This is a genomic window from Paenibacillus sp. FSL R7-0272 (genome assembly GCF_037969905.1).
Lineage (GTDB): Bacteria > Bacillota > Bacilli > Paenibacillales > Paenibacillaceae > Paenibacillus > Paenibacillus polysaccharolyticus.
In genome coordinates this window covers 6,180,479-6,194,433 of the sequence record NZ_CP150221.1, presented here as the reverse complement: position 1 = coordinate 6,194,433, position 13,955 = coordinate 6,180,479, and the positions used below count along the sequence as shown (strand labels likewise).

Genomic DNA, 13,955 nt, shown 5'->3' with positions numbered 1-13,955 from the left:
AGGGGGAAAATGTGTGAACATTGTGGTTACAGGAGCTTCAGGATTTGTTGGATTTAATCTTTCACAGTTTTTGGCGCAAAAGGGACATCAGGTTACTATGCTCGATCAGGATGACTACTGTCAGAGACTCGTTCACCGCTCTCCATTGCACGACATGCCATTCATCAAGTGTAACCTTGCTAAAGACAATATTCATTTACCCCCGAACATAGATTACATCATTCATCTTGCCGCCATGCCTCACGTCGACTATTCATATCATCAGCCCGCAGAGGTATTTCGCAATAATACCCTCAGTACACAAGCTATCCTGCAATATGCTACCGATCGCGACATTCCTCTTTTACTCGCTTCGTCCGTTGAAGTGTACGGTGGCGAATGGGGCAGAGTTTACAACGAATCAGACCCTTATGCACCTGTCTCCCCTTATTCTGCCTCGAAAGTAGCTTGCGAGACACTAGCCCAATCCTACGCTCAATGTTATCAACTTCCGGTGAAAACATTCCGTCTGACCAATTTATACGGACCATGGCAACTTCCTGATCGCATTATCCCGCGTAACTTCGGGCGCATGCTGGATGGATTGCCACTGGATATTCAGGGATCAGCTGTACGTGATTTCCTGTATATCGATGATGCGTTGCGAGCGATCGAGCAGATTATGACCCATGGCCAAGATGGACAGACCTATAACATCTCTACCGGTATTGGAACAACGATGCAAGAGATCGGGATGTTACTGGAACCACTCCATCGATCAGCAACAGCGAAGGAGATTAGGGAACTGGAGCCTACGCAATCCAGAGGTTCCAGCTTGGTTGTACACTCCGGCAAGTTGCGCGCATCGTTTGGCTGGTATCCCCAGACTACACTGGAGCAGGGTCTGGAGAGAACATTCCAATGGTACCAGGAGCATGCCGACTGGGTTAGACTATTCAACCGGGAGTACCATACAACACGTACAAGTCGCAGCTTTATCATTGATATGGCACGGTATTCCGTACCAGCGTTATAAAACAAAAAAAGCCAGGGAAGGGTGGTTGTTCGACACCTTCCTTGGCTTTTTTTGCGCCCCCGTCATCAGATTCGAATTCAGATGTTCGGCGTATCCGAACGAATTGAGACCAAACTTCGACGGTCAGGCTGGTTTGCCACTCTTGCGATCTTCACACAAGGTGCGTAAAGATGATCCGAGAATGCAAACCAGAATACATTATTCGTGATGTTTTTTCACATCGGCCACTTTATCTTGAACGGCCCCTTTGGCCTTATCCATTTTACCCTCAGCCTGAAGGGACTTGTTGTTCGTCGCGTTACCGATCTGATCCTTCACTTCGCCTTTGGCCTTGTTAATGCCTGCTTTAATTTTATCGCCAGTTGAATTACTCATATCGAACATCTCCTTCGTTGTCTGGTGTAGTCCTTATTAACCGGGCTGAGGATAATTTAAACGTTCACGATTACACATAGATTTGAGAAGGGGTTCTAACCTGAGGTTGTGAGCGCACTTCCTAGTGTGGAATTTTTGCATTCTCATTCGAGAAGGTTCATACTTGCTTGAGTAAGATGTTTGAACGGGGAGAATAAGGCTGAGGCTGTCGCTGCATAATAACCAAAGTGACCAAATTCGTTGCATGAACGGTAGATTTTTGGAAATCCATTCCTGAAAAAACGTTCAACATGCACTTTCATATGTGCTTTTCGTACATATGGTTTGTTGTGATCATGTCTTAATACCACATATGGTAGCTCGTGGCGTTTGGAAAAGAAATATGACCCGTCGAGACAAGCCAACACTCCTTGACAAAAAAATCGATTTTGTTACAATGTTCACAATATCTTCACAAGTGTAAAAAATTTCTTTTTCATGTTCATGTGTAAGAGGTGTAATATAAGGGTATAGAGTTCGATTTCGGCCTGCTTGTCGTTTTGTGCGTCAACATGTGTTGTGCGCAACAGACCCAACATACCATGCATGCGAGAGAGTGGTCTTTCTGGATGCTCTTATCCTAATGTGTGAAATTTGGTACATTTAGTGTATTGATGTATTTGTGGTTCGGCTCAGCTTGACAGGCATCATGAAAGTCGCGGACTTCTATCCCAAAGTAAAGGAGGACTTTCTCTTATGTCACAATCGCCTACTCAACAAGAGGTGCCAGTAACAGAAGGCGCAGAGCGCCAGTCCCTGGACGTACTGGATCAACTGATGAAGCCCGAGGTACAGGAGTCTTTAACTGTATTGGTGGAGAACCTGCCTAAATTGGCTGAAATGGTTACTGCAATGACGAAAGCTTACGACTTCGCACAAGGTATCGCTACAGACAAAGTTCTGATCAGCGACACAATGAGTGCAATGGGTGAGTTCGCTAAACCTGTTGTAGACAAAGCTAAAGGTGTAGCTTCTGCTGCCATCGAGGCAAATGACCGTGCGCAAACCGAACAATCTTCGGTTGGCCTGTTCGCTATGCTCAAAATGCTTAAAGATCCAAACGTACAACAATCGCTTCGTTTTGCTCAATCTTTCTTGAGCATCTTGAACGAGCGTCAACAAACGAAACGTTAAGACTTAGAAAGAACGGAGGATGGATATGTCGAAGCAAATTTTGATCTTGGGTGGAGGATACGGCGGTCTGTTGACTGCGCTGACTGCGCGTCAATACTTGACTCCGGAAGAAGCGACAATTACTGTCGTGAACCGTTACCCTACACACCAAATTATTACGGAACTGCACCGTCTTGCAGCAGGAAGCATTGCTGAGCAAGCTGTTGCTCTCCCGCTTGAAAAATTGCTGCGCGGTAAAGATGTGAACCTGAAAATCGATACGGTGGATACAATCAAGCCGGACGAGAAAAAAGTTCTCATGACTAGCGGCTCCACATACTCTTACGATGCACTCGTTGTTGCTCTGGGTAGTGAAACAGCTTACTTCGGAATTCCGGGACTGCAGGAATACAGCTTCACGCTGAAATCTGTTAGTGATGCAAACCGTATTCGTGCGCATGTTGAAGCACGTCTGGATGCATACAAGCAATCCGGCAACAAAGCAGACGCTACATTTGTTATCGGTGGCGGCGGCTTGACAGGTATCGAGCTTGTCGGCGAATTCGTTGATCTTCTTCCAGGTGTATGTAAAGAAAAAGGTATCGATTTCAACGATATCTCCCTCTACACGGTTGAAGCAGGTCCTTCCATCCTGGCAGGTTTCCCGCCAGAGCTGGTTGATCGTGCAAAATCCAGTCTCGAAAAACGCGGCGTAAACTTCATTGTTGGCGTAGCGATTACAGAGATGAAAGAAAACGAAGTTATGCTGAAAGACGGCAGCTCCATCCCTACGAACACACTGGTATGGACAGGTGGCGTACAAGGTAATGCCGTTGTTGCCAACAGTGGAATCGAAGTGGATCGCGGCCGTGCAAAAGTAACGGAAGTTCTGCAATCCACATCTCACAAAGATGTGTTTGTTGCTGGTGACAGCGCAGTAGTCTTCCCTAGCGAAGGCGCTCGCCCTTACCCTCCAACGGCACAACTGGCTTGGCAAATGGGTGAAACCATTGGTCACAACCTGGGCGTAATGTTCAAAGGTGGCGCAATGGAATCCTTCTCGCCAATCTTCTCCGGTACGCTGGGAAGTCTGGGTCGTAAAGACGCTGTCGGCATGATCGGTGGCAACCAGACACGTCTGAAAGGTCTGCCTGCAACCATGATGAAAGAAGCAAGTAACATCCGTTACCTGTCCCACATCCATGGCTTGTTCGCACTGGCTTATTAATCTATAACACCAACGTTAAAGGGCGCCCATTGGGCGTCCTTTTTTTGTTATGCTTTTCTGGACTTGAACTTGCTTGATATGATCTAAGAAGTAAGAGGAGCGATGCTTCATGCAGATGGTAAGCGAAGCGCGGAGATGCTCACAGGTATGAACACAAGGCTTTATACAGATATTAAACGGAACGTTAGAAACCGATAGAAGCGAAGAAAGGCAATAGTGAAAGAGAGGTAGGGTCTCCTTTATCATGAGCAGGACAATACGTGCGCGTTCCAAAGGATTATGTTGGTATACCGTATTGCGATATATCAAGGAGCCAAGAGTGTAGCGTTGAGCGACTCAGCTAGCGCTTAAAAGCAGCTGCTTTCGTTTAAAAGATAAGGTAAGGCTTTTACATTAAAAGTCTATAAGATAAACAAAAATATAGCAGACAGGGAGCAATGATATCGCTCTTTTGCGCAACCTGAGAGGAGAATGAACAATGAACGTACTGGTGATTGGAGCAAATGGACAGATTGGTAAACACCTGGTGGAACAGCTGGCACAGGAAGGCAAACATCAGGTTACGGCCATGATTCGCAAGCCGGAGCAGGCAGACGCACTGAAGGAACTTGGAGCACAGGTTGTCATGGGTGATCTGGAGGATACCGTGGATGAGATTGCTGAAGCGATGAAAGATCAGAATGCCATCGTGTTTACAGCTGGTTCAGGCGGCTCAACGGGTCCGGACAAAACATTGTTAATCGACCTGGACGGTGCAGTGAAAACGATGGAGGCCGCAGAGAAACAGGGCATTTCCAGATATATTCTGGTCAGTGCCTATGGTGCCGATCAGCGGAGTAAATGGCCGGAAGAGATCAAACCCTATTATGTAGCGAAGCATTTTGCGGATCGTGCACTGTTCGCCAGTGATCTGAACTATACCATTATTCGTCCCGGAGGTCTGAAAAATGAACCGGGAACCGGCAGAGTGGCCGTGGGTACTGACCTTAAACCGGGTAGCATTGCTCGTGAAGATGTGGCACGTGTAATTGCAGCCTCCTTGCAGGAAGAGAAGACGTATCGGATGGCCTTTGATCTGATAGCTGGAGATCATGCTGTATCGGACGCTTTAGGCAAATTGTAAATAGATGTTGTAAACTAGCGGGAGAAGGATATGACGGGTGAGGGGGAATCAGCATGAATGAAGCTGTGCTGGTCATTGAAGATGAGCCCAAGATTGCAAGGTTGCTTGAACTGGAGTTGCAGTACGAGGGGTATCAGGTCACGAAGGCAGGAAGTGGGACGGAAGGGCTGGAAAAGTACAGTGAAGGACAATGGGATCTGATTCTATTGGACATCATGCTGCCAGGCCTAAGTGGTATTGAGGTTTTGCGGCGGATTCGAGCGAGAGATACAGCTATCCCAATTCTTATGCTGACAGCGAAAGATTCAGTGGAGGATAAAGTGTCCGGTCTGGATCTTGGTGCCAACGACTATATCACGAAGCCTTTTCAGATTGAAGAGTTGCTGGCCCGAATTCGTGCAGCGCTACGACTTGCTGCAGTTTCTACTGCCAGAACATTGACTCATGCCCCAGGGCAGGAAACGGTGCATGAGTCAGTAGGTCAGCAACAGGAAACAGACACAGCGTGGTTAACTGCAGCTGATTTAAAACTGCATGAAGGGACGCGTGAGGTTTTTCGAGATGGACAAGCCATAGAGCTTACCCCTCGTGAGTTTGATCTACTGGTGTATTTGCTACGCAACCAGCGTCAGGTGCTCAGTCGGGATCAGATCGTACAATCCGTGTGGGGATACGATTATTATGGCGATACCAATGTGGTGGACGTGTATATCCGTTATGTGCGCAAGAAGGTGGATAACGGATTCACGCCACCTCTAATACATACCGTAAGGGGCGTAGGATACGTCCTGAAGGAGCAAACATGAGCCTGCGCAGTAAAATCTACGGATACTCGTCGGTTCTATTTGCCGTGCTGTTAATTGCAGTGAATCTGTCTGTCTACCTTGTATTTGAGCGAGTATCCATTAATAATGAGATTCGCCGAGTCGAAGCAGAAGCCGAATCGATCGTCGCAGGAGTACGTCAGTCCGCTGGCTCCATCCCGCCAGACGATCTTCTTCGGGCTTATGCGCCCGTGAACGGCATGCTACGCATTGTACATGAAGACGGCAGCAGTTCACCAGTAACCACAACGGGAGCATCCGAACAACTCAGCAAGTTATCTTACCAGTATGAGAATGAGAAAAAGGCAGAGTATATCCAGGTGGATCAGGTCGGATATGTGTGGGTATCCATGCCATTAATCTGGCCGGACGGCGAAGTCGTAAATCTGCAGGTAACTCAGAGTGTAGCTGAAACAGAGAGTGGACTTGCTACCTTGCGTACAGTACTAGTCATCGTGACTATTGTTGCCCTGATTCCTGCCGTGATCTCCAGCCGAATTTTGGCGAATCGCATGACAAGACCGATCCAGCAAATGACTCGTACAATGAGTGATATTCAAGCGAGTGGGCAGTTCAAGCGACTTCCGCTGGAGGCAAAATCAAAGGACGAACTGAACACGATGGGACAGACGTTTAATCGCATGATGGACCTGCTGGAATCAAACTTTGAACGGCAGGAACGTTTTGTCTCGGATGCATCACATGAGCTAAAAACACCCCTGACCATCATTGAGAGTTACGCCAGTCTGCTCAAGCGCCGGGGGAAGGAGCGGCCTGAAGTCTTTGATGAAGCTGTGGAAGCGATTCTGTCTGAATCGGTACGCATGCGTGAGTTGACGGAGCAACTGTTGCTCCTGGCCAAGCAGCCGGAGCAATGGAATGTACAACTGGAACGCGTAGATATTGCGAAGTTGGCTACGGATTCTACGCGAGCATTCCGCGAAGCTTATCACCGAGAAGTACGGTGCGACGCTTCAGGCCCCATCTGGGCGATCAGCGATGAGAGCAAGCTGAAGCAGCTACTGTTTATTTTGCTGGATAATGCCCGGAAATATAGTGAAGATGCCATCGAAGTCAAACTGGAGAGCCAGGGAGAACAGTGCCGGATACGGATTGTGGATACAGGTATAGGTATGCGGCAGGAGGATCTGGAGAAAGTGTTTGACCGTTTCTACCAGGTCGACGTCTCTAGAACTAGAAGCGGAAGTGCCAGCGGGTCTGGTCTCGGACTGTCGCTTGCCAAGGAGTTGGCAGGCGCTGTCGGAGCACAGATTGAGCTAACGAGTACCGTAGGTGTTGGCACGGAGGCATGTATTATTTTACCACGATCCAAATCGGACAGCCGAGGCAACTCACTCTCATGAAATTCTCATTCTTCTCTTCTATACTGATGACATACAAGGCTAGTTATAACGTTTCAACGAGAATACTCAGATCAGTTGTGGAAGAATGTGAGGGGGCAGTGCGTATGACAGAACAGGAACAGAGGCCTGAAATGAAACGAAGTGATAACAAACATGAGCTTAGGCATGGAGATATAAATACCAAAAGAAGTCATACTGGTAAAGGGCCACGAAAGTTACTGTGGTTGGGGACCGGAACATTGGTTGTCGTACTTGTTGTAGCTCTGGTGTGGTGGAAACCGTGGGAACCTGCTCGAGAGCAGTTATCTGCTGATGCAGTCGCGCAATCTGTGCTGGATCAATATCCAGGGGAGATCATTCATTCTACCCTGAAGGACGGTACGTATTTGATGCAGCTTCGTTCGGAGACAGGTCTATACGATGTGCAGGTCGATGCATTTACGGCGGCTGTTCAATCCATCAAACGTCTGGAGTCGAGTCCGCAGGCTGAAGAGAAGACGTTGTGGAGCCGTGAGCAGATGAAGTCGGAGTTGCTGAAGCAAAGAGCAGGGGAGCAACTTATATCGCTGGAACTGGTTGAACAGCAGGGCAGTCCTATATACACCGCAGTGGTGAAAGCGAAGGATAACAGCCGCCAAGAACTGACGCTTGATCCATATACGGGCGAGATTATTTCCTCTAAAGCGATCAAGTCACCTCCGCCATCGGCAACGGGGGGGACGGATAAAGAGCCACAGTTTCTAAGTGAGAAGCAGGCAGAGCAGAAGGCGCTTGCGAGAGTTCCTGGCGAAGTGGATGATGTAGAACTACGTGGCACGAACAGTGGCAATCCGTATTACCTGGTTGAGATCGATCTGGAAGACGGCCGGGAAGCGACGGTACAGGTGAATGCGATCTCGGGTGCAATACGTTCGGTAACTTGGGATAAGGACGATGATTAAGAGTTGTTTCTATTATGTTATTTTCTGAAAAGGGGTAAGAATACTCTCCTCATTTTCTCATCAAATTCTAATCTTTCTCTCTCTAATCTCTCATTCGCCTAGGTTATTCTAAATATGTAGACGAGAACGAGAACAATAACGAGGAGATGAATGATGATGATGAACAAACATAAACTTTGGATTGGCAGCTTGTCCGCAGCGGTGTTGCTTGGCGGATCAGCGGTCGCGGCTAGCGGTAATATGAACGGGCAACCGGCATCACAAGTACAATCTGAAACTACACAATCCGCACCAGCCTCAGTGACACAATCCACGAGTGCGAACCAGAACAACACAGGTAAACTGCTGACTGTATCCCAAGCTAAATCCATAGCGCTGAAAGCAGTGGAAGGTAAAGTGGATGATGTGGATCTGGAGCGTAGAAACGGTCAAACGTTCTATGAAGTCGAGATCGACCGAAAAGGTCAACCGGATGTGACGGTTAGATTGGACGCCTATACAGGTAAGGTTTTGGCCGTTGTTAATGATGATGACGATGATGATTATCGTGATAATGGAACAGGTAACTCTTCGAGTGCGTCTGCCTCCAATCAGGTTAAATTGACGGTTGCACAAGCTTCTAACATTGCACTGAAACAAGTGACTGGTGGCAAAGTCACCAAGGTTGAACTGGACCGTGATAACGGTCGTTATGTCTATGAGATTGAACTGAGAACCGCTCAAGGTGAGGCAGACGTTGATATCGACGCAAACACAGGTAAGGTGTTGTCGTTTGATCAGGATTTTGATGACGAGGATTAATTGTTGAATTGCGGCAAAGTAAGGAATAGATGAAATTGATTTTCGACTCTGATCAGTGTTTGTGGTATATACAGCTTAGACCGATCGTATCAGCGGAAAGACGCTTCGAATGAAGCGTCTTTTTTTCGTACTCTATAGAGTTCATAGATCCTATAATCCAAACTGTGGTAAACTAGTAGAATTGTAGAAATAGTATAGACAAGGAGCTGGATAACGAAGTGGCTGGTGAACAAATGAGATCGGAAACGACTAGAGAACAAGTACTGTCAATTGAAGGCTTACGTATGCGGTATAACGGGCGTTATGTATTAAACGGCATCGATCTGGAAGTGAATCGTGGGGAGATGATCGGATACATCGGACCCAATGGAGCTGGCAAGAGTACAACGGTCAAAATTTTACTTGGATTAGTGGAAGGTTATGTGGGAAACGTTCGTATTTTTGGACAGGATATCGCTGGCGGCGATGTGGAATATAAGCGTAGAATCGGGTATGTGCCGGAAGTGGCAGAACTGTATGAACAGTTAACTCCGGCCGAGTATTTAACGTTTACGGGAGAGTTATATGGCTTGTCTTATGAAGATGCAGATTATAAAGCAAAGCTGCTGATGGATTGTTTTGGACTGGAAAAATCATATCATTCCCGCATTGCCTCCTTCTCCAAAGGGATGCGTCAGAAAGTGCTGTTAATCTCGGCTCTGTTACATGATCCTGATCTGCTGTTTCTGGATGAACCGCTGAGCGGGCTGGACGCCAACAGTGTAATGGTGGTGAAAGAGATTTTGTCACAGCTGTCCGCAAAAGGCACAACGATCTTCTATTCGTCACACATTATGGATGTGGTGGAGAAGATCAGTAGCCGGATTGTCTTGATAGCCGAGGGCCGTGTCGTGGCAGATGGCACGTTCAAGCAACTCCAGCAACAATCGATGGAAGGGTCACTGGAGGAAGTGTTTAATCAATTGACCGGCTTTAATGAACATAAGGCGATAGCTGAGCGCTTTGTGTCGATTGTGCAGGAGGTGAACTAATATGGCGAAACCCTCCGATTTTCGTACGCTCCAAGTTCTGGATCGTTTTCGGCCAATCATTACCAAGACGGGTGCTGATTATGATGTGCTACGCCTTATTTTACGGGTGAAGTTCCAGATGGATCAGCGCAGAGTGCCTACGATTATGGCTGGAAGGTCAAAGAGCAAGGAGAACAAAGAAGGTAACCAGTATGTTCGCTCTCTCTGGCTGTATGCCTTGATGGGAGCAATCATGGTTCCCTTTGTCGTCTGGGATACAGGACAATTCATGCTTCAGATGGGCATTCTGTTTGGCGTGCTGATGTTTATGATTATGACGTCGATGATTTCGGATTTTTCATCCGTGCTTCTCGACATCCGTGATAGAAATATTATTTTGACCAAACCCGTTAATGCGCGAACGGTGGGTATGGCGCGAGCCATTCATGCCGGAGTCTATCTGGTGCTGCTGACAGGTTCAGTGACGGCTGCGCCGCTGATCGCCGGGCTTGTTACGCACGGGATTGGTTTCTTTCTACTCTTTCTGTTACAGATTATTTTGATCAGCATCCTGATTCTGGTGAGCACATCTCTCATCTATCTGTTCATGATGAGGTTTCTGGATGGGGAGAAGCTGAAAGACATGATTAATATGGTGCAGATTTTGCTTTCCGTGGGGATTGCGATTGGATATCAGTTTGTCATTCGTTCCTTCGATATTATTGATTTTAAAGTAGCTTTTACGCCGGAATGGTGGCAACTGCTGTTACCTCCGCTATGGTATGCTGCTGCATACGATTGGTTATTCGCAGGAAATGGCGGGGTGTGGATCTATACGTTAACAGCGCTGGCTGTTGTTGTTCCGGTGATATGCCTGATCGTATATGTGAAGCTTATGCCATCCTTCGAGCTGTATTTAGAAAAAATGGCTCATTCCGGCCAGACATCGAGTCGCCGCCGGGGAAAGTGGGATCGTATGGTTGCCAAGCTGTTCAGTCACTCTACCGAAGAACAAGCCTGCTTTCGTCTGTCGGCCAGCATGATGCGCGATGAACGGGAGTTCAAGTTGAAAGTTTACCCATCTTTAGGTTTATCGTTAGTTATGCCTTATATTTTCTGGTATACAGCTTTACAATCATCGACCTGGGCAGAATTCAGGCAAAGTTCCTTTGTGTACACCTTGTATATTATGCTGATCCTGTTGGTAACGGTAGTCATTATGCTACGGTATTCGGGTCAGTACAAGGCATCCTGGATCTTTCGCGCCGCGCCGATGTCTGATGAAAATATATTATATCGAGGCGCCCTGAAGGCGTTTCTAAGCAACATATTTATACCGGTATTTCTGTTGAATGCGGCCATGTTCACATGGACATTTGGACTTCGGATTTTGTCGGACATTGCGATTATTCTGCTCACAGCTACAGCGCTGATCCCGGTATCCGGCAAGTTTATGCTGCAAAAGCCGCCGTTCTCCCAATCGTTCAGTGTGGCACAGCAAAGTGACGGCTGGTATATTTTCGCTGCTTTGCCTGTGTTCGCTTTACTGTGGGGTGCTCATGTCTTTTTCCGTTCTTTCTCCGGAGGTGTCTGGATGTACGGTGTGATCTTGATTGTGGCGAATGTGTTGTTGTGGACGCTGCTGTATCGTGTGAAGAAACCAGCGGTCAAGTCGTCTGTGGTCATTTAAGCTGAAGTCTATCGAGGTATCTTTTCAGAGTTGTTAGCCTGATTGAACTGGTCGCTGGCTTAAGCCGCGTAATTTTAAGTAGTGAGTCTAAGCATGATTGATGGAAGTGAGTATTTATTTTCGCCCCGTGAGCGGCTTGCAACTACCCGCACGCGGGGCTCTGTTACATAATAAGGGTGGTCGGTTGGGGGAAGAAGTGAAGGGATGGAGAAGGGTAGATTAAAATGAAAGAAATGAAGGAAATGAAGAAATGAAGTAAGTATGCAAACAAAGTAATTGAACTGAATGAAGAAATGAAGCGAACAAAGGAAACAAAGGAAACAAAGTGAATAAAGGAAACGGAGTAAAAAGCGTGAAAGAAGTAGGTGAACAGAGTGAAACGGATACAGTAAGTAACCCAATACGTGGTAAATCGGATAAGTAAATCATACAATTAGGCCAATGTGCAGTGGTGACTCAAACAAGTAACCTGACGAGTAGTAGAGGGGATAAGTAACTCAAACAAATAATCCTAGGTGCGGTAGATGGATAAGTAACTCAACAAGTAACTCTAGGTGCGGTAGAGGAAAAAGTGTGTTGTGATTCTAGCTATGATGAACGTAAACAAGGATAGCCCTCCATATTGCTGCACTCGTAGGTTAAAATGGAAAGTGACAAAACCACCATTTCAGAGCTACACAGCAAAGGAGAGCTATCACTATGCAGTCTACCACAAAATTCATCGGTTTAGATGTGTCCAAAGAAAAAATTTCGGTGGCTATCGCAGACGAAGGACAGGCCAAACCTCGGTATTACGGGTCCATTGCGCATTCGCCTGCCGCTTTACGTAAACTCATCAAAGCGCTTGGACCTGCAAATACCTTGTCCTTCTGCTATGAAGCTGGTCCGACAGGATACGAAACCCACCGCTGGATTGAATCTATGGGTGCACATTGTGTGGTCATCGCTCCGTCCCTCATTCCCAAACGTGCAGGGGATCGAGTGAAAACCGACCGCCGCGACGCAGAACAACTGGCGCGTTTATTTCGTGCGGGCGAACTCACTCCCATTTACGTTCCCGCTCCAGAGGATGAAGCTCTGCGTGAATTGGTTCGTGCACGTGAAACAGCTAAAGAGGATTTACACCGGGCTCGCCAGCGTGTGCTCAAGTTTTTACTTCGCCACCAGATCCATCCGCCGGAACACATCAAACGGGCCTGGACGAAAAAATATCGGATCTGGCTGGGAACAGTCACTTTCCCGCAAATCTCGATGCAAACCGCATTTACCGAGTATCTTCACACACTGAATGAGGTGGAACAGCGGATTAGTCGATTGGAAAAAGCACTTATTGAAGAAGCGGCGACCCATCCCAAAACGGAAATGATCCGCATCTTGCAGTCCCTTCGCGGCATTGGTTTTCTGACGGCGGTTACCCTGGTTTCGGAGATCGGTTCATTTGCCCGGTTTTCTTCCCCAGCGAGGCTCATGGCTTACTTGGGCCTGGTTCCCCGTGAGCATTCGTCTGGAGCCAGTACCAAACGAGGTTCCATCACCAAAACAGGGAATGGGCGCCTACGTCGAACCTTGATCGAATCGGCTTGGAGTTACCGTCACCGACCGGCGGTGAAAGGAGACTTAGCCATCCGTTTAGAAGGTCTGTCCGCGGACATACAACAGATTTCATGGAAAGCGCAGAACAGGCTACATGCTAAATACCGCCGTCTGATCTTTGGAAAACACAAGCATCCCAATGTGGCGATTGCCGCTGTAGCACGTGAACTGATGGGCTTTATTTGGGCGGTTGCCCGAACCATGGAACAGCCGAACGCAAAGTAAGTTGTTTTGCATTTGTCCAAGACGTTCGTCACAAGGGAATAGGGTAAAACTCGGAGTCTTACGCCCGGGGGTTCATGAAAAGGTTCAGGAGAGAATCTGTGTTGATCGTTTGCACTAGGCTCTACGTGGGCTGAACGTGCGTTTCTAGCTTACAACCGCTCTCCTTGACGAAGGCATACCATGTGGTAACCAACCCACGGATAGCAGCGTGCCAACCGTCGCTCGCATATGGACCCCCGCGCTTAGGACTTCGACGAAATTGCAGTATTTTTGTGCTGGGCTTGACTAAAACGTTCATAGCAACGATCACAGATGAGCTTATTTGGGTGAAAAGTGGCTCTCAGGAATTCTAACGATCACTAGGAAGCTTATTTCTGCAAAAGAGGGTGTTTTAGGCCGAAAATGAGCTGACTTTTGCAAAATAGCGTGTCTGGTGATCGTTAGCCTGGTGTAACATGCAAAAATGGCCAGATAACGTCTTCTGTGATCGTTAGAGTGTGGCGACAACTAACTGGGTGGTGCAAATTTTAGTATGATGCAGATACAGATACAGATGCAAGTGCAGGTGTAGATGTAAGTGAAAGTGTAAGTGTAAGAAGGTGGGGAACTGTTTA

Annotated in this window: 12 protein-coding genes; 11 read left to right on the top strand and 1 reads right to left on the bottom strand. The window is 47.4% G+C overall.

Going from position 1 to position 13,955, the window contains the following annotated elements; genetic code table 11:
* Positions 1 to 13: 13 nt before the first annotated feature.
* On the top strand, positions 14 to 1,015 hold the full coding sequence (locus MKY23_RS27105; RefSeq protein WP_339833715.1) for an NAD-dependent epimerase/dehydratase family protein: 1,002 nt from the start codon (positions 14 to 16) through the stop codon (positions 1,013 to 1,015).
* 198 nt (positions 1,016 to 1,213) lie between these two features.
* On the opposite strand, the gene MKY23_RS27100 is transcribed toward MKY23_RS27105, so the two are convergent.
* Positions 1,214 to 1,390, bottom strand: a complete 177-nt coding sequence (locus tag MKY23_RS27100; protein WP_090921556.1) for a CsbD family protein — start codon at positions 1,388 to 1,390, stop codon at positions 1,214 to 1,216.
* 735 nt (positions 1,391 to 2,125) lie between these two features.
* Between MKY23_RS27100 and MKY23_RS27095 the strand changes: the two genes are divergently transcribed.
* From MKY23_RS27095 to MKY23_RS27050, 10 genes are all read left to right on the top strand, one after another.
* Positions 2,126 to 2,563, top strand: a complete 438-nt coding sequence (locus MKY23_RS27095; RefSeq protein WP_090921558.1) for a DUF1641 domain-containing protein — start codon at positions 2,126 to 2,128, stop codon at positions 2,561 to 2,563.
* A 25-nt stretch (positions 2,564 to 2,588) separates the two neighbouring features.
* The gene (locus MKY23_RS27090; RefSeq protein WP_090921560.1) at positions 2,589 to 3,770 is read left to right on the top strand and encodes an NAD(P)/FAD-dependent oxidoreductase; all 1,182 of its coding nucleotides are present in this window, start codon (positions 2,589 to 2,591) and stop codon (positions 3,768 to 3,770) included.
* Positions 3,771 to 4,248: 478 nt separating this feature from the next.
* Entirely contained in the window at positions 4,249 to 4,893 is a 645-nt protein-coding gene (locus tag MKY23_RS27085; RefSeq protein WP_339833699.1) for an SDR family oxidoreductase, read from the top strand.
* A gap of 53 nt (positions 4,894 to 4,946) precedes the next feature.
* Positions 4,947 to 5,699 carry a response regulator transcription factor gene (locus MKY23_RS27080; protein ID WP_336121646.1) on the top strand — a complete coding sequence of 251 codons (753 nt, stop codon included), beginning with the start codon at positions 4,947 to 4,949 and terminating at the stop codon, positions 5,697 to 5,699.
* Positions 5,696 to 7,081 (top strand): HAMP domain-containing sensor histidine kinase, encoded by a 1,386-nt coding sequence (locus tag MKY23_RS27075; RefSeq protein WP_339833696.1) that lies wholly within the window; start codon positions 5,696 to 5,698, stop codon positions 7,079 to 7,081. The genes MKY23_RS27080 and MKY23_RS27075 overlap by 4 nt, the downstream gene beginning before the upstream one ends.
* 104 nt (positions 7,082 to 7,185) lie before the next feature.
* Positions 7,186 to 8,022, top strand: a complete 837-nt coding sequence (locus tag MKY23_RS27070) for a PepSY domain-containing protein (protein ID WP_339833693.1) — start codon at positions 7,186 to 7,188, stop codon at positions 8,020 to 8,022.
* A gap of 150 nt (positions 8,023 to 8,172) precedes the next feature.
* Positions 8,173 to 8,823: a PepSY domain-containing protein gene (locus tag MKY23_RS27065; RefSeq protein WP_154984342.1), complete on the top strand. Its 651-nt coding sequence runs from the start codon at positions 8,173 to 8,175 to the stop codon at positions 8,821 to 8,823.
* A gap of 233 nt (positions 8,824 to 9,056) precedes the next feature.
* Entirely contained in the window at positions 9,057 to 9,854 is a 798-nt protein-coding gene (locus MKY23_RS27060; RefSeq protein WP_154890342.1) for an ABC transporter ATP-binding protein, read from the top strand.
* 1 nt (position 9,855) lies between these two features.
* Complete coding sequence (locus tag MKY23_RS27055) at positions 9,856 to 11,523, top strand: hypothetical protein (RefSeq protein WP_339833687.1); 1,668 nt, start codon at positions 9,856 to 9,858, stop codon at positions 11,521 to 11,523.
* Between the two features lie 699 nt (positions 11,524 to 12,222).
* Positions 12,223 to 13,341 (top strand): IS110 family transposase, encoded by a 1,119-nt coding sequence (locus MKY23_RS27050; RefSeq protein WP_154985940.1) that lies wholly within the window; start codon positions 12,223 to 12,225, stop codon positions 13,339 to 13,341.
* Positions 13,342 to 13,955: the final 614 nt, after the last annotated feature.